This is a genomic window from Glutamicibacter sp. V16R2B1 (assembly GCF_005774635.1).
GTDB classification, from domain to species: Bacteria; Actinomycetota; Actinomycetes; order Actinomycetales; family Micrococcaceae; genus Glutamicibacter; species Glutamicibacter creatinolyticus.
The window spans coordinates 37,864-60,454 of record NZ_VATX01000006.1 but is presented as its reverse complement, the minus strand read 5'-3'; the positions used below and the strand labels follow the sequence as shown (position 1 = coordinate 60,454).

General features: G+C 64.9%; 20 protein-coding genes and 1 rRNA gene. 8 read left to right on the top strand and 13 right to left on the bottom strand.

Annotation, left to right across the window (positions count from 1 at the left end):
* From FDN03_RS04155 to argH, 6 genes are all read right to left on the bottom strand, one after another.
* Nucleotides 1-142: ribosomal RNA gene (locus FDN03_RS04155) — 16S ribosomal RNA — on the bottom strand; the annotation flags it as partial.
* Between the two features lie 547 nt (nucleotides 143-689).
* Nucleotides 690-2,000, bottom strand: coding sequence for a tyrosine--tRNA ligase (gene tyrS / locus FDN03_RS04150; RefSeq protein WP_138174405.1), 1,311 nt, complete (start codon nucleotides 1,998-2,000; stop codon nucleotides 690-692).
* 128 nt (nucleotides 2,001-2,128) lie between these two features.
* Nucleotides 2,129-4,420, bottom strand: coding sequence for an AAA family ATPase (locus tag FDN03_RS04145; protein WP_138174391.1), 2,292 nt, complete (start codon nucleotides 4,418-4,420; stop codon nucleotides 2,129-2,131).
* A gap of 121 nt (nucleotides 4,421-4,541) precedes the next feature.
* Nucleotides 4,542-5,075 carry an adenine phosphoribosyltransferase gene (locus FDN03_RS04140; protein ID WP_249354271.1) on the bottom strand — a complete coding sequence of 178 codons (534 nt, stop codon included), beginning with the start codon at nucleotides 5,073-5,075 and terminating at the stop codon, nucleotides 4,542-4,544.
* Nucleotides 5,076-5,246: 171 nt separating this feature from the next.
* Entirely contained in the window at nucleotides 5,247-5,987 is a 741-nt protein-coding gene (locus FDN03_RS04135) for a maleylpyruvate isomerase family mycothiol-dependent enzyme (RefSeq protein ID WP_138174389.1), read from the bottom strand.
* A gap of 136 nt (nucleotides 5,988-6,123) precedes the next feature.
* Nucleotides 6,124-7,542, bottom strand: a complete 1,419-nt coding sequence (gene argH, locus FDN03_RS04130; protein WP_138174387.1) for an argininosuccinate lyase — start codon at nucleotides 7,540-7,542, stop codon at nucleotides 6,124-6,126.
* Nucleotides 7,543-7,733: 191 nt separating this feature from the next.
* Between argH and FDN03_RS04125 the strand changes: the two genes are divergently transcribed.
* The 5 genes from FDN03_RS04125 to FDN03_RS04100 all read left to right on the top strand — a co-directional run bounded on the left by FDN03_RS04125 (nucleotide 7,734) and on the right by FDN03_RS04100 (nucleotide 13,427).
* Nucleotides 7,734-8,144 carry an ankyrin repeat domain-containing protein gene (locus FDN03_RS04125; protein ID WP_138174385.1) on the top strand — a complete coding sequence of 137 codons (411 nt, stop codon included), beginning with the start codon at nucleotides 7,734-7,736 and terminating at the stop codon, nucleotides 8,142-8,144.
* 171 nt (nucleotides 8,145-8,315) lie between these two features.
* A complete protein-coding gene (locus tag FDN03_RS04120) occupies nucleotides 8,316-8,867 on the top strand; it encodes an O-acetyl-ADP-ribose deacetylase (protein WP_138174383.1) in 552 nt (183 codons plus the stop codon).
* A 947-nt stretch (nucleotides 8,868-9,814) separates the two neighbouring features.
* Entirely contained in the window at nucleotides 9,815-10,858 is a 1,044-nt protein-coding gene (locus FDN03_RS04115) for an acyl-CoA desaturase (RefSeq protein WP_138174381.1), read from the top strand.
* A gap of 522 nt (nucleotides 10,859-11,380) precedes the next feature.
* Nucleotides 11,381-11,899 (top strand): hypothetical protein, encoded by a 519-nt coding sequence (locus FDN03_RS04105; protein ID WP_138174377.1) that lies wholly within the window; start codon nucleotides 11,381-11,383, stop codon nucleotides 11,897-11,899.
* Between the two features lie 268 nt (nucleotides 11,900-12,167).
* Nucleotides 12,168-13,427: a diacylglycerol kinase family protein gene (locus FDN03_RS04100; protein ID WP_249354269.1), complete on the top strand. Its 1,260-nt coding sequence runs from the start codon at nucleotides 12,168-12,170 to the stop codon at nucleotides 13,425-13,427.
* Nucleotides 13,428-13,475: 48 nt separating this feature from the next.
* Here the strand turns inward: FDN03_RS04100 and FDN03_RS04095 are convergent, their stop codons facing one another.
* Nucleotides 13,476-13,718 carry a lipopolysaccharide assembly protein LapA domain-containing protein gene (locus FDN03_RS04095; RefSeq protein ID WP_249354273.1) on the bottom strand — a complete coding sequence of 81 codons (243 nt, stop codon included), beginning with the start codon at nucleotides 13,716-13,718 and terminating at the stop codon, nucleotides 13,476-13,478.
* Nucleotides 13,719-14,051: 333 nt separating this feature from the next.
* Here FDN03_RS04095 and FDN03_RS04090 point away from each other — a divergent pair, with 333 nt between their 5' ends.
* A complete protein-coding gene (locus FDN03_RS04090) occupies nucleotides 14,052-14,504 on the top strand; it encodes a PGPGW domain-containing protein (protein ID WP_138174373.1) in 453 nt (150 codons plus the stop codon).
* A gap of 231 nt (nucleotides 14,505-14,735) precedes the next feature.
* Here the strand turns inward: FDN03_RS04090 and FDN03_RS04085 are convergent, their stop codons facing one another.
* The 6 genes from FDN03_RS04085 to argC form a co-directional block, all read right to left on the bottom strand.
* Nucleotides 14,736-15,239: an arginine repressor gene (locus tag FDN03_RS04085; protein ID WP_054821945.1), complete on the bottom strand. Its 504-nt coding sequence runs from the start codon at nucleotides 15,237-15,239 to the stop codon at nucleotides 14,736-14,738.
* Between the two features lies 1 nt (nucleotide 15,240).
* Entirely contained in the window at nucleotides 15,241-16,200 is a 960-nt protein-coding gene (argF, locus tag FDN03_RS04080) for an ornithine carbamoyltransferase (RefSeq protein ID WP_138174371.1), read from the bottom strand.
* Nucleotides 16,201-16,203: 3 nt separating this feature from the next.
* Nucleotides 16,204-17,457, bottom strand: a complete 1,254-nt coding sequence (locus FDN03_RS04075; RefSeq protein WP_138174369.1) for an acetylornithine transaminase — start codon at nucleotides 17,455-17,457, stop codon at nucleotides 16,204-16,206.
* Nucleotides 17,454-18,371: an acetylglutamate kinase gene (argB, locus tag FDN03_RS04070; protein WP_138174399.1), complete on the bottom strand. Its 918-nt coding sequence runs from the start codon at nucleotides 18,369-18,371 to the stop codon at nucleotides 17,454-17,456. The genes FDN03_RS04075 and argB overlap by 4 nt, the downstream gene beginning before the upstream one ends.
* Nucleotides 18,372-18,459: 88 nt before the next feature.
* Nucleotides 18,460-19,659 (bottom strand): bifunctional glutamate N-acetyltransferase/amino-acid acetyltransferase ArgJ, encoded by a 1,200-nt coding sequence (gene argJ, locus FDN03_RS04065; protein ID WP_138174367.1) that lies wholly within the window; start codon nucleotides 19,657-19,659, stop codon nucleotides 18,460-18,462.
* A 47-nt stretch (nucleotides 19,660-19,706) separates the two neighbouring features.
* On the bottom strand, nucleotides 19,707-20,738 hold the full coding sequence (gene argC / locus FDN03_RS04060) for an N-acetyl-gamma-glutamyl-phosphate reductase (protein ID WP_138174365.1): 1,032 nt from the start codon (nucleotides 20,736-20,738) through the stop codon (nucleotides 19,707-19,709).
* Nucleotides 20,739-20,961: 223 nt separating this feature from the next.
* On the opposite strand from argC, the gene FDN03_RS04055 reads away from it, so the two are divergent.
* Nucleotides 20,962-21,933, top strand: coding sequence for a quinone oxidoreductase (locus FDN03_RS04055; protein WP_138174363.1), 972 nt, complete (start codon nucleotides 20,962-20,964; stop codon nucleotides 21,931-21,933).
* A gap of 111 nt (nucleotides 21,934-22,044) precedes the next feature.
* Nucleotides 22,045-22,563, top strand: coding sequence for a GNAT family N-acetyltransferase (locus FDN03_RS04050; protein WP_138174361.1), 519 nt, complete (start codon nucleotides 22,045-22,047; stop codon nucleotides 22,561-22,563).
* Nucleotides 22,564-22,591 lie beyond the last annotated feature (28 nt).

Sequence of the window (22,591 nt, the reverse complement as noted above, 5' to 3'; positions counted from 1 at the left end):
GAAGTCAGGGGCAGGTTACTCACGTGTTACTCACCCGTTCGCCACTAATCCACCAGTGCAAGCACCAGCATCATCGTTCGACTTGCATGTGTTAAGCACGCCGCCAGCGTTCATCCTGAGCCAGGATCAAACTCTCCATAAAAAACAAGAAAAGCACACCACCAACCACCACACGGCAGTCAATGATGCAATCCCGGCGAATAAAAAACACTCAACCACCACACACGGGGGTGCGGGCGATCAAGCAAATAAATGTTTCGTATTCACCAAACAAAAATAATTTGGTATCAACAAACTTGGCACACTATTGAGTTCTCAAACAACAAGCGCTTCCGACACCACGAACCACCATCATCTGGCTGGCCGCTTCGCTCCGGAGCAACTTTCCAACCTTACCACATCCCCGGCCCGAGTCAAAATGACCCGAACATCCGGTGACCTGCAAAGGAAGGGATTCTCGCTGCCAGGTAAACATCCCGTTTCCGGTGTGTGTTTCCCGCTGGCAACAGATAAAAACTATACGCAGGTTCCACCACCCACGCAAATCGAGGGCTTGTACAACAAAAACCCCGGAATACCGGGGAAAATCAGGCGCTCTGGGGGCGTAGACGCAGAAAACCGCCGAAAAAGTGCTGTGCTTCACAGACTTTCTCGACGGTTTCCCTGAAATGCTCCTGCGGGGCGGGTGGTTAGCCCTCCAGCTCCAGGACTGCCATGTTCTTCTTGCCTCGGCGGATGATCGCGTAGCGCTGGTGCAGGAAGTCATCAACGCTAAGTTCCGAGTCGATCCCCTGGACCTTGTGGTTGTTCACGTAGGCGCCGCCTTCCCCAACGGTGCGGCGGGCCTCGGACTGGCTCTTGCTCAGCCCGCTGGTCTGCAGCACGTTGAGGATGCCCAGCTCATCGGCCTTGATCTTGGCCGAGGGCAGCTCGGCGATGACCGCCTGCAGCGTCGGCAGATCGATCTCGCCCAATTCGCCGTTGCCGAAGACCGCGGCCGAGGCGTCGATGACCTTCTCGGTCGCGTCCTCCCCGTGGACCAGGCTGGTGACCAGCCAGGCCAGGGTGCGCTGTGCCTTGCGCTGGTGCGGGCGCTCGGCCACCTCGGTCGCCATTTCCTCAATCTCGGCACGCGTGAGGAAGGTGAAGACCTTCAGCCGGTCGATCACATCGGCGTCCGCGGTGTTCAGCCAGAACTGGTAGAAGGTGTACGGGCTGCACATTTCCGGATCCAACCAGATGGCATTGCCCTCGGACTTGCCGAACTTCGTGCCGTCGGAGTTGGTGATCAGCGGGGTGCCGAAGGCGTGGACGTGCTTGCCCTCGACCTTGCGGATCAGCTCGGTGCCACTGGTCAGGTTGCCCCACTGGTCCGAGCCGCCGGTCTGCAGGGTGCAGCCGTACTGGCGGTGCAGCTCCAGGAAGTCGAAGCCCTGCAGGACCTGGTAGCTGAACTCGGTGTAGCTGATGCCCTCATCGGAGTTCAGGCGGGCGGCGACGATTTCCTTCTTGATCATGGTGCCCACCCGGAAGTACTTGCCGATGTCGCGCAGGAAGTCCAGGGCGCTGACGTTCTGCGTCCAGTCCAGGTTGTTGACCAGTCGCACCGCGTTCTCCCCCTCGAAGGAGAGGTAGCGCGAGACCTGGGACTGCAGGCTGGCAACCCATTCGGCCACGGTCTCCCGGGTGTTCAGTACGCGTTCGGCGCTCTGGCGGGGATCGCCGATCAACCCGGTTGAACCGCCCACCAGCGCCAGCGGCTTGTGGCCGGCCAGCTGCAGGCGGCGCATGTTCAGCAGCTGCACCAGGTGGCCCAGGTGCAGGGACGCCGCGGTCGGGTCGAAGCCGCAATAGTATGTGACCGTCTCGTTGGCAAGCGCTTCTTCCAGCGCGGCGTCATCGGTGGAGACGTGGACCAGCCCGCGCCACTTCAGTTCCTGCCAGATGTTATCGAACGACGGATCAATACGTTGTCCCGCGAGGGCGGGATTCTGCTTCATTTCAGACACAACCCCAACGTTAGCAAAATCCGGGCGTGGTGCTCAGTTGATCCGCCCAGATTGCGCCGGAACCCGGACGTGGGATGCGCAACGTGCTCCCGCTGCGCATCCCCATGCCGAAGCGCGGGTCAGTTCACGGCCGCGGCGGCGGCGGTGTCCAGCCCGGCGGGCAACTCCTGGCTGTAGAGCACGTGCAGGCGCTGGGTGGTGCGGGTCATGGCCACATACAGGTCCCCCACCCCGCCGTCGACCTCGCTGATCAGCGCGGCCGGTTCCACGATCAGCACCCCGTCGAACTCCAGGCCCTTGGATTCACGGGCGGAAATCACCACGATGTTCTGCACCATGCCCCCGGAACCGGAGCCGACCCGCTGGCCGTACACCTCGGCCAGCGCCGCACGGTACTGGGCGACCTTCTCCTGCGGGACGATGACCGCCTGCAGCCCGCCCTGGGAGTACTCCAGCTCCCCTGGCAGGATGCGCAGCAGCTGCGGCAGCAGGTTTTCGGCATTGGTGTGGGTGAACAGCGGTGGCCAGTCCCCCTCGCGCACCGCCTGCGGGGTGGTGATGCGCAGCCCGGCAGCCTGGGCGACGGCGGTGGCCGCGTCCGCGATCTGCGCCGGGGTGCGGTAGTTCACCGTCAGCTCCTCCAGCCGGAAGCGCTGCCCCAAGAACGGCTCCAGCGCCTCCCCCCAGCTCAGCGCGCCGGAGGCCGCCGAGGTCTGGGCGATGTCCCCCACGATCGTGAAGGACTTCATCGGGCAGCGGCGCATCAGCAGGCGCCACTGCATCGGGGAGAGCTCCTGGGCCTCGTCGACCACGATGTGCCCGTACGCCCAGGTGCGGTCCGCGACCGCGCGTTCGGCGGCGGTCATCCGCGCCCCGGTCTCCTGGTTCAGCCCGGCAACCTGTTCGGCGGTGACAATCCCGTCGATCCCCGCGTTCTTGAGCATCACGTCCATGTTCGCCAAGGCGGCCTTCGCGTTCTCCACGTCCCGGTCGAACTGGGCGGCGTCGGGGGTGTCGCGCGGGTCGGTGAACTCCCCGAGCAGTTCCGCGGCCTCATCCAGCAGCGGCACGTCGGCCTCGGTGAACGGCGAACCGGCCGGACGGTAGAGCGCGGCGCGCTCGGCGGCATCCAGGTGCGGGGCGGCGGCCTCCAACAGGTAGGGCTTGGCGAACAGCTCGGAGAGCAGGCGCTGCGGGGTCATCGGCATCCAGCACAGGTTCAGCGCCACGCGCACGTCGTGCGAGTCGCGCACCTCCTGCGGCAGGTAGCTGCGGTCCGCCGCGCTGATCTGCCCGGCCGACTCCTCCAGCACCCGCTTCATCTGTTCGGCCAGCTCCTCGACGAGGACCTTCACAAAGGTCTCGCGGGCCTGGTTGTGCGGCCGGCGCGAATGCCGGGCCCGGTCCCGGGCGTTGCGCACCATCTTGCGGGTCAGGGTCAGCCGGGTGCCCTCGACCACCACGGTGCGGTCCTCGGGCAGCAGCCGCTGGCGGTTGCGCACCGCCTGGGCGATCACCCTGGCCATCGACAGCTCGCCCTTGACCCGGGCGGTGGTGCGGTTCAGCTCCGGCACCGTGGGCACCCCGGCGTACAGTTCCCCGACGCTGGCCATCACCACGCCGGTCTCCCCCAGGGAGGGCAGCACGCGTTCGATGTAGCGCATGAAGGAGGTGGAGGGGCCCACGATCAGCACCCCGGCGTTCTTCAGCCGCTCCCGGTACTCGTAGAGCAGGTAGGCGGCGCGGTGCAGCGCCACAGCGGTCTTGCCGGTGCCCGGGCCCCCCTGCACCACGATCGCCCCGGCCAGCTCGGAGCGGATGATCGCATCCTGCTCGGCCTGGATGGTGCCCACGATGTCACCCATCCGCCCGGTGCGCTTCTCGCGCAGCGCCGCCATCAGCGCCCCCTCGCCGCGGTGCGAATGCCCCTCGTCCAGCCAGGACGGGTCCAGCACGTCATCCTCCACCCCGGCCACGGTGCGGCCCTTGAGGATCAGGTGGCGGCGGCGGCGCACCCCCAGCGGCTGCAGCGCGGTGGCCTGGTAGAACGGGGCGGCCTCCGCGGCCCGCCAGTCCACCATCAGCCGGTTCAGGTCCTCGTCGGTGATGCCGATGCGTCCGATGTAGCGCGGGCTGCCGGCCGATTCGGGGTCCGCGGCGATCCGCCCGTCCATGTCCAGCCGGCCAAAGACCAGCCGGTCCTCCACGGCCTCCAGCTGGGCGATCCGGTCCTCGTAGAGGGTGGCGAAGGAGTCGCGTTCGGACTGGTTCTGGAAGCTGCCCACCGCCCCGGTGGCCCGGGTGCGCTCCAGCTGTTCGATCTTCTCCGCCCGCAGCTCATCGAGCCGCGCATACAGCCGTGCCACGTACTGCGATTCGTCGATCAGATCCTTATCGATCGTCCCGGCCACTGGTGCTCCCCTCACACTGCAAAATCAAGACAGACCATTCTACGCCGCCGCACCCCGGCAACGGGCAATGATGTGACGCAACCGGCGACACGTTCACCGGCGGCGGATTCGGGCGCGCGGATCAGACCAGCTGCAGGCTGTGCACGTTGTATCCGGTCAGCTGCTGGCGGCCCTTCAGCTCGTCCAGTTCCAGCACCACGCCGATCCCGGCCACCGTCGCACCGGTGCGTTCGATCAGCCGGGCCGCGGAACCCACGGTGCCGCCGGTGGCCAGCACGTCGTCCAGGATCAGCACGCGGGTGCCGGGGCGGACTTCGTCGCGGTGGATCTCCAGGGACCCCGACCCGTACTCCAGGGTGTAGTCGTCGCGGTAGGTGGGCCGGGGCAGCTTGCCGGCCTTGCGGATGGTGAGCATGCCGGTGCCGGTGGCGTAGGCGGCGGCCGCGGCCAGCACGAACCCGCGGGCCTCCAGCCCAGCGACGATGTCGAACTGCCCGGCGAAGCGGGAGGTCAACTCGTCGACGATCCGGCGCAGCCCATGCGGGTCAGCGAACACCGGGGTCAGGTCCTTGAAGGACACCCCCGGTTGCGGGTAATCGGGCACGATCGCGCAGAGGCGGTCCAACAGGTCACTGATGCTTTCGTTATTCGTCACCCGTCAATTTTAGGCCGTCCCGGCAGTTCCCGCGGCACCCCGCCCGCCCGGGGCGGGTACCGGTGCAGCACAACGCCCGCGTTTCCGGCCCCTGCAGGGGCGGAAAACACGGGGCGGGAGGTGGTTCGGTGAGGCCGTGAATCAGCGCCGATCAACGTGAATCAGCCGGTCTCAGCGTGGCAGCAGCTGTCCCGAGGGCCAGGGCAGCAGCGTCGGGAAGTCGGAGAGCTCGGCGTCGGAGGAGGCCTGCACCACGCCCTGCGGCGGTCGTCCGGCCAGCCAGGCGGCCAGGTCGAAGTCGGTTCCGGTCAGCACGTAGGAGTGCGCCCCCTCCCCCAGCACGATCGGCTCCTTGCCGTGGGGCTGCAGCACGATCCGGTCGGTCTCGGCCACGCGCGGCTGCAGCGCACGGATCAGGTGCTCACTAAAGCTGCGCGGCCAACTGGCGGCCGGACGCTTGAACTCGTTCAGGTCGGTTGCGTGGATCAGCATTTCCCGCCAGGTGGCGTGCATCATGTCGGCCACCGTCGCCCCGGGGCGGTACCCGACGTTTTCCTCCCACTTCTGCACGGTGCCGGGCAGCACGGCGCGCAGCTCGTCGAGCGAATCCAGGGCCAGCGGGCGCAGCGAGTCCGGGCGCATCAGCGCGGCCATGTTGATCGCCTCCACGCGCCCGGCCATGCCCCCGTCGTACATCTCCGGCGGGTTGGCACTGCCGGCGTTCGCGAACTGGCGGATCGCGGCGCGGGCGAAGGAATGCAAGTGCGCGACCAGCTGGGACACCGTCCAGTCCGGCAGCGAACTGGGCTTGGCGAAATCCTCATCGGGAAGTGCGCGCAACTGGGCTTGGAGCTCATCCAATGCCCGGGTGACCTCAGTGATCAGTTCCTCGGGCGACAAATGCTGTGTCATGCTCCACACTGTATCGGCTGCACCGGGAAAACCACCAGCACCACCTGCGAGGCCACAAGGACCACAGCCCGCCGGCACCCGTGGAGGGGCGCGGCGGGCTGTGCTCAAAGCACTGCGGGATGCGGCAGGTGCGCGATCAGCTCCCGGCCCAGGTGCGCACGTCCTGCAACTGGCGTTCGAACTCCTCCAGTTGGGCCTGCACGGCGCTCGGAGCGGTCCCGCCCTGTCCGTTGCGCGCGTTCAGCGAACCCGCGGTGGAGAGCACCTCACGCACCGCCGGAGTCAGGTGCTCGGAGATCGAGGCATAGTCCTCATCGCTCAGATCCCACAGCTCCACGCCGCGCGACTCGGCCAGCTTCACTGCCGCCCCGGATAGCTCATGGGCGTCGCGGAACGGCACGCCCTGGCGCACCAACCATTCGGCGATGTCGGTGGCCAGCGCGAACCCCTGCGGGGCCAGTTCGGCCATCCGCTCGGTGTTGAAGCTCAAGGTGGCGATCATCCCGGCCACCGCGGGCAGCAGCAGCTCCAGGGTGTCGGCGGCATCGAACACCGGCTCCTTGTCCTCCTGCAGGTCACGGTTGTACGCCAATGGCAGGGCCTTCAGGGTGGCCAGCAGCCCGGTCAGGTCCCCGATCAGGCGCCCGGCCTTGCCGCGGGCCAGCTCGGCGATGTCCGGGTTCTTCTTCTGCGGCATGATCGAGGAGCCGGTGGAGAACGCATCGTGCAGGGTCACGAACGAGAACTCCTTGGTGGCCCACAAGATCACTTCCTCGCTGATGCGCGAAAGATCCACGCCGATCATGGCCGTAATCCAGGCGAACTCGGCGAAGACGTCACGTGCCGCGGTTCCGTCGATCGAGTTGTGCACGGCCGAATCAAAGCCGAGTTCGGCGGCGACGAAGTTCGGATCCAGCCCCAGGGTCTGGCCGGCCAGGGCACCGGAGCCATACGGTGAAACCGCGGCGCGCTTGTCCCAGTCCACAAACCGCTGCACGTCGCGCAGCATCGGCCAGGCGTAGGCCAGCAGCAGATGCGAGAGCAGGATCGGCTGGGCGTGCTGCAGGTGGGTGCGCCCCGGCATGGGCGCGTAGGGGTGGGCCTTGGCTTGGGCGACGAGCGCGTCCATCGTCTCGATCAGGCCCTTGGCGATGATGCGCGCATGATCGCGCAGGAACATCCGACCCAGGGTGGCGATCTGGTCGTTGCGGGAACGGCCGGCGCGCAGCTTCCCGCCCAGTCCGGCGCCCGCCCGCTCGAGCAGGCCGCGCTCCAGCGAACCGTGGACGTCTTCATCGGACTCGGCGGCCACGTAGCGCTCGGTCTTGACGTCCTCCTCCAGCTGGTCCAGTGCAGCCAGCATCCCGGAAAGTTCGTCGTCGGTGAGCAGGTTTGAACGATGCAGGACCTTGGCGTGGGCGCGTGAACCGGCGATATCGTAGCTGGCCAGTCGCCAGTCGAAGTGCGTGGACTTGCTCAGTGCCGCCATGGCTTGTGCTGGGCCACCGGAGAAGCGGCCGCCCCATAGCGAACCTTCGTTGGTTGAAGAGCTCATGCCTAGTTCCTTTCAGCAGACACCACGTGGTGGACCGCAAGCTTTATATTCATTGGTAAACACTCTAACAAAGTTTATGCATCGAGGCTCATAAATATTCAACACAGCCCGTCCCAGGCTATTGGGATCCAGTGTCAAAGGCCCTCCGACACATCCTCGTCGCGTGTGCCGTGGCTCGTTAGACTAAAACCATGACTGATACCCCACGACAGCCGGAACTCTCCGACGAGCAAATAGAATTCCTGAACAAGGTTCTGGACATGGCCCGCCAGGGCAAGGTTCAGATGCTCAGCTCAGTAATTGACCAGGGGATTCCGGCAAATCTGACCGACGGCAAGGGCGACTCTCTGCTGATCTTGGCCGCCTACAATTCGCAGCCCGAAGTCGTGAAGGCACTGATTGAGCGCGGTGCGGAGCTGGACCAGCTCAACGCACGCGGGCAAAGTGCGCTTACCTGCGCGGTCTTCAAGCAGGACGAGGAGTCCACCCGGATGCTGTTGGAGGCCGGTGCTGACCCGAAGCTCGGGCCACAGAACGCCTTGGCGGTGACCGAGATGTTCGATCTTCCACGGTTCCGCGCCATCATCGAAGAGTACCTATAGACCCTCCTGCGCCCTGCCAGGCTTCCCGAAAGCTCGCCCCCGACACAGATTTACTGTGGTGGGGGCATACTTTTGCCTGCAGTTACCTGCAAAACCCTTCCACTGCCCATGGCCGCCGCGTAAGGTGATCTTACACATAGAGGAATACGGAGATTCTTGGAGGTTCGACCCATGGAAATCCAACTCGTACGCGGGGATATCACGCGAGTCGGGGCTGAGGCAGTGGTGAACGCCGCCAACCCGTCACTGCTCGGCGGCGGCGGTGTTGATGGTGCCATCCACGAGGCCGCTGGCCCTGAACTCTTGGCCGCGTGCCGGGCAGTGCGCAAGAACCAGTACCCCGATGGCATCCCTTCAGGCATTGCTGTTGCGACCAAGGCAGGAAAGCTGGATGCGCGGTGGGTCATTCACACAGCAGCGCCCAACCTGAATCTAGGCAAGGCGAACCCGAAGATCCTCTCGGATTGCTTCACCAACTCGCTGTACGTGGCTACTCGGCATGATGCTCATTCCGTCGCATTTCCCGCCATCGGCGCGGGAGCCTTTGGCTGGCCAGCACAGCAGGTCGCCGAAATTGCTGCCAAGGCCATCGGCGACTGGGTTGAGACCAACAAGCACGTTACTTCCATTCACCGAATCATTCTGGTTTCCCACACGGATCAGGTGCAGAAGGCATTCGAGAATGCTTTTGGTATGGAGTCTGTCGAGGAGCTGGCTGCATAAAAACGTTTAACGTAGGCGTAGGTACCCCAAGACACGTAGAACAGCTCCCCTTGGGGTAACCCGCCGACCACGGGCGTCGCTGGCGCCCGTGGTGATGCAGTCACAACCATACCGGGAACTTTCTGTCTGGAAAGCGTCGTTGCTGTCGTCTTCGTGGCTGAAGCCAACTGCTTGAAACTCCTACTCTGCGCCTTGCTATCAGGCAGCGTCTGAGCACTGACCGTGGAATTTCCCTGTTTAGGAAAATGGCTGCAACCCAAACCGGCAAAACCGACCGGAAATTCTTCTGGTCCTGCAGTCTTCTGATCGGTTAGTACATGCATCGGCTGGAAGCGGCGCGGCCATACGAGAGGCCGGAATCACCACCCACGGATAAACCCGAGAGTACGCGTTTCAGCGCTCCTGACGGGTCGGGCTATAGAACACCTGTGCACATATTAACCCCGGCCCTGCTCGCGTGCGGGGCGCCGCAGATCGGTTCCCATAGCGGGTTCAAGGGGTACCAAGTGTTCCTGCCGCTGGCTGAAGACGCCAACTAATCTCAAGAGTGAATAGTTGTCAGGGAATCGGAAGTTCTCAGCCTCCTGGGCGGCCCGCCCAGACCTGGCCCAAATAATCGACGCGAGATGGCCACCTGTCGGCGACGCGCAACCTAACAGGTGATACGCCAACGCAGCCTATTCCAGAAGGAACCGCCCAAAGCTTCATGTGTCCTCCTGCCAGTCACGGGCAGCGCTGTCCGCAACAAAACATGAGCCAACCGTCGGTACTGGTCAACCACAGGCGTGTTCGAAAGCTTGAGTGCTTCCACCCTTAGATTCTTCTGTGAAACCTACAGGAATGAAAACTGGCTTCTTAAGATCGCTATATGAAGATCAGACCGTGCGGATAGGCCAGCAAGTCATCGGGTTGAGGACGACATGTCGGAGCACGGGCGAGGAGTGGGCATGAAGGCTGAACAATTTAATGAGGCCTACCGGGATTTGAGTGCGGCCGTACATGAAGCAGGGTTGGTGCGTCGCCGATACAGATTTTATTGGGCAATGCTCATAGGTTGGCTAACGACTCTGGTCCTGCTGCTCGCGGGCGTTTTCGTCCTCGGCGACTCATGGTTCCAGCTGATTATAGCGGCCCTCCTTGGAATCGCGGCTGTCCAATTCGGATTCTTGTCGCATGAAGCAGCCCATAGGGAAATATTCGCTTCACGCGCGTGGAACGAATGGGCTTCCCGCCTCATATCTGCGCTTCTTCTAGGTCTCAGCTACAGCTGGTGGATGGCCAAACATAATTCCCACCATGCTAATCCGAACAAAGAAGAAGCAGACCCCGATGTGAAGTCTAACGTGCTGGCCCTCACTCCGGATGCAATGGCCCAGCGGAATGGCCTTGCCGCAAAAACCTCCCGATACCAAGGATGGTTTTTTATCCCCTTGCTTTCACTGGAAGGACTAAATCTTCACGTATCGTCGGTGAGGATGCTTCTCAGCGTCCCAGGCGTGCGGCACCGCTTCACAGAACTGAGCATGATCACCATCCGCCATGTGGGGCTCCTCGTCCTCGTTTTCGCGGTTCTATCCCCTGGCAAAGCTGTGGCTTTTCTTGGCGTTCAAGTAGCTGTATTTGGGATCAATCTCGGCGGGGCGTTTGCCCTTAACCATATCGGAATGCCGATAGTGCCGGCGGACATAAACCTTGATTTTTTGCGACGTCAAGTCGCCATGTCTCGAAACATCACCGACGGCCCCTTAGTGAGATTCTTAATGGGCGGCCTGCAGTATCAAATCGAACATCACCTCTTTCCTATAGTTCCCCGGCCGAATCTCCCGCAGGTGCAAAAGATGGTCCGAGAATATTGTTCGCAATTAGATATCCCGTATACCGAGCGCACCCTGACCAATGCCGGCACAACCGTGGTGGCGTATCTCAACCAAGTCGGTTTGAAGAACCGCGATCCCTATGTCTGTCCACTGGTACAGCGGTTCCGTGGTTGACTTCTGCTTCTTCCGAAAGGACCCAATCAAATGAAAGTCAGAATTCATTCTGCTATGTGCGTCGCTTCAGGCAACTGTGGTCTTGTAGCACCTGGTGTCTTCCAAAACCCCACAGAAAACGGTGGATTTGTTGAGCTCCTCCAAGATCAGCCGCATGGTGCCGATGCCCTGGCCGCTCGTCGCGCAGAGTACCTTTGCCCTTCAGGGACGATTCAGATTGACGATCACTCCATACCGTCCCGGATGTCTGAAGGACAATAAGCGCCACGGTAGTTAGGTACTTCTTCGACGCCCAGGTCTGACGAAACGATAGTAGGCTCACGGCAAGACGGCATGTTCTTAATCAATCGGTAGCTCACGGGGCAGTCTCCTGCGGGTGAACGACCGATGATCAGAACCTATGGATGGTCTTCGGTGGGGCGATATGCAGGTGTCGTACCTTCCCAGGAACGATCTGAAGCACGAAGATAGCCTGGGCACAGGGCCGGCGTTGAAAGAGCGCTGGTTCGGGAAGGTAGACCCATGCTAAAGGTAGTTCACGATACCAAAATAGTAGACGAGAACACCGCCGGCGAGTCGTTGCTGGCCGTTGCCGTCCGCGTCGGCGCCCAGCAGATTCTGGGCGTCAGTTTGCAGCTGGAATGCTACGCCTACGGCGACGCCCATAGTGGCGAGGTAGGCCAGTACGGTCGCCAGTTCGTGGTCCGCATCCACCATCACGAACCGCTTCAAGTCACTACCGTCGCCGGCGCCGTCTCAGTGCACCAGCCACGGAGTGTCGACAAACGCACGGACGACACCACGGGAAAACCTCGCCGGTTCGTCTCAGCGATCCTGCCAGCGTGGGCCAGAAAGTCCCCGCAGGTGTCCGAAGAACTGCCGCTGCTTTACCTCCCCGGCCTGTCCTCGGATAACTTCGCGCCGGCAGCGCAGTTCCTCGGCTCCACGGCCGGGTTATCCCCGACCACGATCACCCGAATGTATGGCAAAGTGAAACCACAGGCTTCAACCAAGGCTCACCTGCCAACACCGCCTACGTAATTCATGTGGACGACGGAATCCACCGCAAGGTTTGCCTTAAGCAGGAGAAGGTGTGCTTGCCCGTTATGAAAGGGTCCGCCCCTACTGCACGAAGGAAATGATTGCTCCCGACGATGGCCACCGCGAGTCCACCGGGTCGTGGGTGGATCTACTCCGCTCCTGCAAGCACCGTGCTACAACCTGCCGAGTGTTGGCCGTGGGCGGCAGCGCCTCGGGGTTCTGGGCACTGACGCGTGAGGTCTTACCTGACGCTGCTGGGCCGTGAAACTTGTTTCGCAACGCAGCGAATGACCTCAACTACTTGCCAAACTCGGCGCAACCGGGCCAAAAATCAGCCTTGGCTGCGAATCGGAATGCCAAGGACACGAGCGATACCACCGGTGTAGCCAAGGCATTCGCTGTCGAATACGACGCCGCGTGGCACAAAGCTGCGGCGACGAGCATGCATGCTCTCGACGTGCTGCGGGAGTTCTGCAACTTCCCCCTCGAGCACCGAGTTCACCTACCCACGACAAATCCGACTGAGTCGATCTTCGTCACGGTCAGGCAGCGCCCGCGTCTGAACCTGGAGGTTTGCGATGATCTTGCTCCGCAGGGCAATGCCCCAGCCATGTTTGCTTATGCTTTAGTAATGGTTGATAAGTATCGTTCACGGTTCGACCGTATCGTCCTCATCTACAACCCGAGCCCAGCCAAAATCCCGATGTATCTTGCTCAAGAACTGCACGAGACTTTGTCGAAACGCCTTCCGGCAGTACCCGTGCTCGATCGTCCCACCCAATACGCGGGCCATGCCAGGAAAATAGCACGCGAGGAAGCGCAATTCGGGGACCCGTTGCTCGTCTCCATCAGCGGCGATGGAGGATTTAACGAGGTAGTCAATGGCGTCTTGGATATCCCCACCAGCAATGCTGTTTGCGCTGTAATGCCCGGTGGCAATGCCAATGATCACCACCGGAACACGAACAGTAGGCCGCTAGTAGAAGCGATTCTGCACGCCCCTATCAAGAATATTGATCTGCTCCGGCTCACCGTCAGCAATGGATCAGAGGATTGGTCGCGCTTAGCGCACTCCTATATCGGATTCGGTTTAACCCCGTTAATGGCCATCGGCATTGAAGCAGGGCGCAAAGGGGCCCTGCACGAGCTTATTTCCGTAGCCCGCACCATTCGCGGTTTGCGGCCATTTACAATAGTCAGGTCAGACGGCGCCCGGGCTACTATGGACAGCCTTGTGCTGGCTAACATTTCAGGCATGGCCAAGTACGGAAAAATCAGTGAGTCTTCTGGTCTAGTCGATGGCAAGTTCGAAGTTGTCATGTTACCCCACGCCAGTAAGTGGCGAATCGTGTTAATGACGTTGCGAGCCGTCACCATCGGGCTAGGAGAACAACCAAGTGTCAGCAGCTATGCGTTTTGGCTCCAGCAAACCACCCCTGTGCAAGCCGATGGGGAATTAATGCAGATTTCCTTCGGCTCAAAGGTCGTTGTCGATTCAGTACCAAACTCTCTGCGCGTCATCAGCTAATCGCGTCAGGAACGGGGCGGCAAGATGCCGGGGACTTCGTTACACACACTACTGCCGGGTACGTGCCTTCCGTTGCTTGTTAGATTTGGCCCGTAATTGCACAATCCGGGATGCAGCGGCGACAGCGGTTACTAGGCCGCCGGCGACGGATGCAATGAAAAGCGCCAATCCAAGATTAACTTGCCCGGTGAATCCGAAGTAATGCAAGGTGACCTGGTCTTGGTTCTGAGCGATGAAAACGATCAATAGAACCAGCAGTATCAATCCAACAACGGTTGCCACCCAAATCATTCCTATCCGAGTGACGCTAGATTTGGATGGCGTTCCGCGGTCTTTGTCAACTGGGATTTCGTCCTTCATTCTCCGGTGGGGAGTCGTAGCAGCTGACCCGGTGGGTTGATCGACATTACTCGCGCCTGGCCCGGGAGGGATGTCTGAACGAGGCCGTTCGTCCGGTGTGTGGGAAGGGTGTGACATGATTTTCCTCGATCCGTGTCCTTCAGCTGACAGTTGGGTAACCTGTACCGCCAGCATGATGCCTGGGTGTAAACACGTCAAGGGAGACAGCCAGATCCCGAGGTCATATCCTAGGTTCTATATTTCCCCTTCGAGAGAAGAATTTTCATGTCACGCACCTCCTCTTTCCCCCCTTGGATACGAAGAGTGGGGATCGAAGTACTCGGGTGGCTCCTGATCGTCCTCGGTCTGGCGGCACTAGTGTTGCCTGGCCCAGGGCTACTCACTCTTGCTGTCGGCCTCATCGTACTTTCGCTGCGCTATGCATGGGCCAAGCGCCTTTTGATTCCAATCAGGAAAAAGGCGCTCGACCTCGCCGCCCGCAGTGTCCAGGCCTCCGGACGCATCATCAGCAGCGTTCTTGGAGCAGTCATCCTATGCGCCATCGGTATTGTCTGGGGTGTCAGGCCGCCCGCTCCGAGTTGGTGGAAATGGCCCGAAACCTGGTGGTTGCCTGGCGGGTGGGGCCCTGGCTCAACATTGATAGCTTCAGGCCTGATAGCGCTGGCATTGATAATCTACAGTTACCGGCGTTTCCGGACTAATCCCGCCCAAGGCTGACCAGCGCCCGACACTGACGCGCGCAGAAGCTGGCGGTGAATACAGGCTGCGGCTTCTATTCAGTAACAGCAGTCCACTTACCGAGGCGGCAGGAACCTCTGCCCGGAATCTGGGCAATCTGGACCTATCTCTTCCACCCCTGCCCCACGGGCAAATCCGAGGGTCACTTGCAAGCGCGCCCGGGTACGAACATCGCATAGCCTACTCATTCATGAGTCCTCCGTCCCTGTATCAGTTGGTGTCGGCCAGCTGCAGGAAGCGGCTGGCGACCTCGGCGCCGCCATCGGGCGAACGGGTGATCACCATGATGGTGTCATCGCCGGCGATGCAGCCCAGGATCGCGGGGATCTGCGAGTGGTCGATGGCCAGTGCCAGCAGGTTCGCGGCCCCCGGCGGGGTGCGCAGCACGACGATGTTGCCGCTGGCTTCCGCGGTGACCAGCTGCTCCTGGCAGATCTTGGACAGCCGGGCGTCGAGCACCTCCTGGGTGAGCGCGGATTGCGGGGAGCGGTCCCCGCCTTCCTGGCGCACCGCGTAGATCAGCTGCCCGGAGGTGTCCCGGATGCGCACGGCGCCGATTTCCACCAGGTCCCGGGAGAGGGTGGCCTGGGTGACTTCCAGCCCGTCGTCCTTGAGCAGGGCGAGCAGTTCGGCCTGGGACTTGACCGAGTGGTTGCCCAGGAAGGTGCGGATGCGCGCCTGGCGGGCGGTCTTGGTGCTGGGTTGGGCAGCCATGCTACTTCGCTTCCCGCACGCTGGCGGCCAGCCCGGAGGCGTGCAGCAGCCAGGCCATAATGGCCTTTTGGGCGTGGACCCGGTTCTCGGCCTCGTCGAACACCACGGACTGCGGCCCGTCGATGACCTCCGCGGCGATCTCATAGCCGCGGTAGGCCGGCAGGCAGTGCAGCACGATCGCGTCGTCCTTGGCGTGGGCCATCGCCTCGGTGCTCAGCGCATAATCGCGGAACAGGCCCAGGCGCGCCTCCTTCTCATCCTCCTGGCCCATGGAGATCCAGGTGTCGGTGGCGACCACGTCGGCGCCGGCCAGGGCGGCGGCGGCGTCGGTGGTGATGGTGACCGAGCCGCCGGTGGCCTCCGCGCGCTGGCGGGCGGCGGCGACGATCGGCTCGGCCGGCAGGTAGCCCTCGGGCCCGGCGATGCGCACGTGCATGCCGGCGTTGACCCCGGCCAGCAGGTAGGAGTTGGCCATGTTGTTCGCCGCGTCGCCCAGGTAGGCCAGGCTCAGCCCGGCCAGCTCGCCCTTGTGCTCGCGCACGGTGAGCAGGTCGGCCAGCAGCTGGCAGGGGTGGTAGTCGTCGGACAGGGCGTTGATGACCGGCACCGCGCAGTTCTGCGCCATCTGCTCAAGCCCGGCCTGGGCGTAGGTGCGCCAGACGATGGTGGAGACCATGCGCTCCAGGACCTTGGCCGAGTCGGCGATGGACTCCTTGTGCCCCAGCTGGGATTCGGCGGAGTTGATGATCAGCGGGGAGCCGCCCAGTTCGGCGATGCCGGCGTGGAAGGAGACCCGGGTGCGGGTGGAGGTCTTGTCGAAGAACACCGCCACGGTTTGCGGGCCGGCGTACGGGGTGTAGCCGTAGGGGTCGGCCTTCATCGCCTGCGCCAAATCCAGCACCTCGCGCTGTTCGGCCGGTGAGAGGTCCAGGTCGGTCAGGAAGTGGCGGGTTGTTGCCATGGGCTAGTTCTCCTTGTGGGTCAGCAGTGCCTGGCCGATCAGGGCCGGCAGCTTGGCGATGAAGGTGGACAGCTGGTCGCGGGTGATAACCAGCGGCGGGGCCAGGCGGATGGTGGCCGGCCCGGTGGTGTTGATGATGAACCCGGCGTCCAGGGCGGCGGGCACCAGCGCGGCGGCGATGGGCTTGTCCAGGTCGAACGCCAGCAGCAGCCCGCGCCCGCGCACGGCGCTGATCCCGCCGATGCCCTGCAGCTGTGCGCGCAGCCATTCCCCGGTTTCGGCCACGTGGCCCAGCAGCTCGTCCTTGTCGATCACGTGGATGGTGGCCAGGGCCGCGGCGGTGGCCACCGGGTTGCCGCCGAACGTGGTGCCGTGGTCCCCCGGGCGCAGCAGGTCCGCGGCCTTGTGCCCGAACGCGATCATCGCCCCGATCGGCAGCCCGCCGCCCAGCCCCTTGGCCAGGGTCATCGCATCGGGCAGCACCGGGGCGGAGGCGAAGTACTGGCCGGTGCGGCCCATGCCGGACTGCACCTCGTCGAACACCAGCAGCGCCCCGGCCTGGTGGGTGATGGCACGGGCGGCGCGCAGGTACTCGTGGTCCAGTTCGCGCACCCCCGCCTCGCCCTGGATCGGCTCGATGAACACGGCCTGCACGGTTTCGTCCACCGCCGCGCGCAGCGCCTCGATGTCCCCGGCCGGCACCCACTGCACGTTGCCCGGCAGCGGTTCGAACGGTTCGCGGTACGCCTGCTTCCAGGTCAGCGACAGCGCGCCGAGGCTGCGGCCGTGGAACGCGTTTTCCAGGGCGATCACCTTGGTGCGCGGCGCCTGGGCGGTGCCGGCGTTGCGCCGGGCCAGTTTCAGGGCCGCCTCGTTCGCCTCGGTGCCGGAGTTGGCGAAGAACACCTTCGAACCGCCCGGGGCGCCGGAGATTTCCAGCAGCTTTTCGGCCAGCGCGACCTGGGCCGGGGAGGTGAAGAAGTTGGAGATGTGCCCCAGGGTGGCCAGCTGGGAGGAGATCACCGAGTTCAGCAGCGGGTGGGCGTGGCCCAGCGTGTTGACCGCGATCCCGCCCAGCAGGTCCAGGTACTGGCGGCCGTCGGCGTCCCAGACGTGGCAGCCGGCGCCGCGCACCAGCACCCGCTGCGGGGTGCCGAACACCCCCAGCAGGGCCGAGGAGTAGCGTTCGGTCAGCGCGGTGGAGGTCAGTGCGCCCAGGGCGGCCAGCGCGTCGGGTTGATGGGGGTGGGAGGTCATTTCTCGTCCTTTCCGGGCACCACCTGGGTTCCGACCCCGGCGGTGGTGAACACTTCAAGCAACATCGAATGGGGTTGGCGCCCGTCGACGATGTGGGCGCGGGAGACCCCGGCGTCCACCGCGGCCAGGCAGGCGCGCATCTTCGGGATCATCCCGGAGACCAGGGACGGCAGCATCCGGCGCAGCTCATCGTTGGTCAGCGAGGAGATCAGCGAGGACTTGTCCGGCCAGGCCGCGTACAGGCCCTCAACGTCGGTGAGGATCACCAGCTTGCTGGCCCCCAGGGCGGCGGCCAGCGCCGCGGCGGCGGTGTCCGCGTTCACGTTCAGCACCGCCCCGGTCGGCTCCCCGTCGGCCCCCACTTCCGGGGCGACGGTGGAGAGCACCGGGATCATCTGCGCGGCCAGCAGGTTGTCGATCTGGTCGGTGCGCACCGCGGTGACCTCACCGACCAGGCCCAGGTCCACCTCGATGCCGTCCACGGTGGTGCCGGCGCGCACCGCCTGCAGGGTGGCCCCGTCCTCCCCGGACAGGCCCACCGCGTAGGGCCCGTGGGAGTTGATCAGCCCGATCAGGTCGCGCTGCACCTGGCCGGTGAGCACCATGCGCACCACGTCCATGGCCTGGGGGGTGGTCACCCGCAGTCCGCCGCGGAATTCGGATTCGATGCCCAGCTTGTCCAGCATCGCGTTGATCTGCGGGCCGCCGCCGTGCACCACCACCGGGTTGATCCCGGCGTGGCGCAGGAACACGATGTCCTCGGCGAACGCGCGGCGCAGGCCATCGTTGACCATGGCGTTGCCGCCGTACTTGATGACCATGGTGGTCCCGGCGAAGCGCTGGATCCAGGGCAGCGCCTCGATCAGCGCCTCGGCCTTGCGCTGGGCCAGGTCCATGCCGGTCGGCTCCGGCATGGGCGGGGACGCCGGCCGGCCGGTGCCCGGCTGCTCGCCGGTTTTGCTGGGGCTGGGTTGCTGGGTGCTTGACATGGGTGGGCGGTTCCTAGCTGGAGTAGGCGGAGTTCTCGTGCACGTAGGCGTGGGTGAGGTCGTTGGTCAGGATCGCGGCCTGCTCGGTGCCGGCGTTCAGGTCGATCTCGATCAGCACCTGGCGCTGCTCAAGGTCCACCAGGTCGCGGTCCTCGCCCACCGACCCGGCCCGGCACACCATGACCCCGTTGATCGACACGTTCAGCTGATCGGGTTTGAAGGCGGCGGCGGTGGTGCCGACCTCGGAGAGCACCCGGCCCCAGTTCGGGTCGCGGCCGAAGATCGCGGTCTTGACCAGGTTTGAGCGGGACACGGCGCGGGAGACCTCCAGCGCGTCGGCCTCGCTGGCGGCGTTGACGGTGCGCACCTCGATGGTGTGCTCGGCGCCCTCCGCGTCGTCGATCAGCGCCCGGGCCAGCTCCTGGCACAGTTCGGTGAGCAGCGCGGTGAATTCGCCGGTGTCCGGGGTTTCGCCCGAGGCGCCGGAGGCCAGCAGGGCGACGGTGTCGTTGGTGGACATGCACCCATCGGAGTCCGCCCGGTCGAAGCTGGCGGCGGTGGCCGCGCGCAGCGCCGCGTCCAGCTGCGCGGCCGGCAGCTGGGCGTCGGTGGTGAGCACCACCAGCATGGTGGCCAGGCCCGGGGCGAGCATGCCCGCGCCCTTGGCGATCCCGCCGATCGTGTACCCGGCGCCGCGGCGCACCGCCTGCTTGGGCACGGTGTCGGTGGTCATGATGCCGGTGGCGGCGGCCAGCCCGGCCTCGGCGGTGGTGTCCAGGGCGTCGACGGCGCGCTGCACGCCGGGCAGCAGCTTGTCCATCGGCAGCTGCATGCCGATCAGCCCGGTGGAGGCCACCAGCACGTCGGCCGCGGAGATCCCCAGCAGCCCGGCCGCGTATTCGGCCGTGCGGTGGGTGTTGGCAAAGCCCTCGGCGCCGGTGCAGGCGTTGGCCCCGCCGGAGTTCAGCACGACCGCGTCGGCCCGCCCGTCGCCGATCACCTGGCGCGAGTAGAGCACCGGGGCGGCGGCCACCCGGTTGGAGGTGAACACCGCGGCCGCGGCGCGGCTCGGGCCGAGGTTGCGCACCACCACCACGTCGTTGGCGCCGGTGGACTTCAGCCCGGCCGGCACCCCGGCGGCGGCAAAGCCCCGGGGGGCGGTGATCCCGGTGGGTCCGGGGTCCTGGTTATCCGGGTTCTGGGTCTGGCTCATTGTGGCACCGTTCCTCTGTGGGTGGTTCGCTGGATCGTGCTGCGGGTTCACGGGGCGATCCCCTGCCCGGTCAGCCCGGTGGTTTCCGCCAGCCCCAGGGCGATGTTCATCGACTGCACGGCGCCGCCGGCGGTGCCCTTGGTCAGGTTGTCGATCGCCGCGCAGACGATCACCCGCCCGGCGTGCTCGTCGAACGCCAGCTGCAGGTGCACCTGGTTGCTGCCGGTCACGTTGCCGGTGGCCGGCCACTGGCCCTCGGGCAGCAGGGTGACGAAGGGTTCGGCGGCGTAGGCGCGCTGCCAGGCGGCGCGCAGCTGGTCCTGGCTGGTGCCGGGCTTGACCCGGGCGGTGGCGGTGGTCAGGATGCCGCGCGGCATCGGGGCCAGGGTGGGGGTGAAGGAGACGCTGACCGGCTCGCCGGCCACCCGGGACAGGCCCTGTTCGATCTCCGGGGTGTGGCGGTGCCCGCCGCCCACGCCGTAGGGGCTCATCGAGCCCATGGTTTCGCTGCCCAGCAGGTGCGGCTTGACGGATTTGCCGGCCCCCGAGACCCCGGAGGCCGAGACGATCACCACGTCCTGCGGTTCGAGCAGCCCGGCCGAGTAGCCCGGGGCCAGGGCCAGCTGGGCGCCGGTGGGATAGCAGCCGGGCACGGCGATGCGCTTGGCGGAGCGCAGCGCCTCGCGGTGTCCGGGCAGCTCGGGCAGCCCGTAGGGCCAGTGTCCGGCATAGCCTTCCCCGTAGAACTTGGCCCAGGCCTCGGCGGAGGCCAGCCGGTGGTCGGCGCCGGCGTCGATCACCAGCGTGTCCTGGGGCAGCTGGGCGGCGATCTCGGCGCTGGCCCCGTGCGGCAGGGCCAGGAACACCACGTCGTGCCCGGCTAGGTTCTCAACGGTGGTCTGGACCAGCACCTTCTCCGCCAGCGCATGCAGGTGCGGGGCGATGGAGCCCAGCCGGCTTCCGGCCTGGGAGTGGGCGGTGACCGCTCCGATAGTGACCTGCGGGTGGTTGGCCAGCAGGCGAAGTACTTCGCCACCGGCATAGCCGCTGGCGCCCGAGACAGCTACTGAAAACGTCATGTGGCAACTCTACCGCTGGATATGCATGAAACCTAATATTTATTCATAGATTGCGCGGGCTGAACTTTGTCGTCATCTCTTCGCGCCCCCGGGCCGCGGCGGTCCTAGACTGGCAGTAGCGGCCCCGCACCCGCTGCCCCGCTCCGGCGCGGACCCGGCGAGCGCGGTGGGCCGAAGTTGAACAATCAGGATTGCACCGAATGACCAAGGGGATGATGCACGCATGAGCAAGCAGCAGAAGATCGTGGCCGCCAAGGCCGGGGGCCCCGAGGTGCTGGAGCTGGTGGAGGAACCGATCCCCTCCCCCGGGCCGGGCCAAGTGCTGGTGAAGGTCGCCGCGGTCGGGGTGAACTTCATCGAAACCTATCAGCGCTCGGGCGTCTACCAGGTCCAGTACCCGTTCGCGCTGGGCTCGGAGATTTCCGGGACCATCGAACAGGTTGGCTCCGAGGTGCGCAACCTAAAGGTCGGGGACCGGGTCGCGACCTCCGAGGCCACCGGCGGGTACGCGCAGTACGCGGTGGTCGATGCCCAGGTGCTGGGCAAGGTGCCCGAGAAGGTGGACCTGCGCCTGGCCGCCGCCCTGCCGCTGCAGGGCTGCACCGCCCACTACCTGATGCATTCGAGCTACATGGTGCGTGAGGGGGATGTGATCCTTTCCTACGCCGGGGCCGGCGGGGTGGGGCTGCTGCTGACCCAGATGCTCAAGCTCAAGGGCGCCACCGTGATCACCACCGCCTCCACCCAGGAGAAGAAGGACCTGGCCAAGGCCGCCGGGGCGGACTACGTGGTCGACTACGACCAGGTGCCGCAGACCGTCAAGGAGGTTACCGAGGGCCAGGGCGTGCACGCGGTGTACGACGGGATCGGCAAGGACACCTTCGAGATGTCCCTGGCGGCGCTGCGCCGGCGCGGCACCCTGGTGCTGTTCGGCGGGGCCAGCGGCCAGGTGCCGCCGCTGGACCTGCAGCGGCTGAACGCCGGCGGGTCGCTCAGCGTCACCCGCCCGAAGCTCGGGGACTTCCTGACCACCCCGCAGGAACGCGGCTGGCGTTTCGGGGACGTGTTCGGCTGGGTCGCCGAGGGCAAGATCGATGTGCGGGTGGGGCAGGAATATCCACTGGCCGAGGCGGCCGAGGCACACCGGGCCCTGGAGGGACGCAAAACCACCGGCAAGGTGCTGCTGATTCCGTAGGCAGGCAGATACCCCGCCGCCGATGGCCGCCGCTTTCCTGCCCGGAAGGCGGCGGCCATCGGGTTTTCACCCCGAACCAACCAACCAACACCGGACAACAGGAAGTGCGACATGCCGATGCCCGAAAACCCGCCGCTGAACCTGCGCCCTTTTGCCGCTGCGGATCTGCCCTTCTTTTCCGCCCTGGCCCGCGACCGGCAGGTCACCCGGTTCGTGGGTGACGGGCAGCCCTGGGAGGAAGCCCGCGTTGCCGAGCGGGCGCGGCGGGCCTTGGCCGGCACCGCCGTCGAGGAGGCCGGGGCCAGCCGCTGGTTCATTGCCCAGAAGCAGAACCACGCCTCGCCGCCGCAGGATGCGGGGCTGCTGGTCGCCACCCGGGGCGGGCACGAGGTGGAAATCGGCTATTGGGTGGCTCCGGCGTTTTGGGGGCAGGGAATCGGCGGGGCAATGGTGCACGCCGCCCAGGAACTGATCCCGCGGGTGTTCGGGGCGCCAGTGCTCACCGCCCGGGTGCACACCACCAATGTTGCATCGGTTCGGGCGCTGACCCGCCGCGGTTTTGTGGCCGGCCCGGCGCAGGAGGGCCTGCTGGTATACCGTTGGCGGGCGTCCTCGCAGCTGGCCGACTGATCACCCGGCCCGTTGCGCCGGCCCTGCG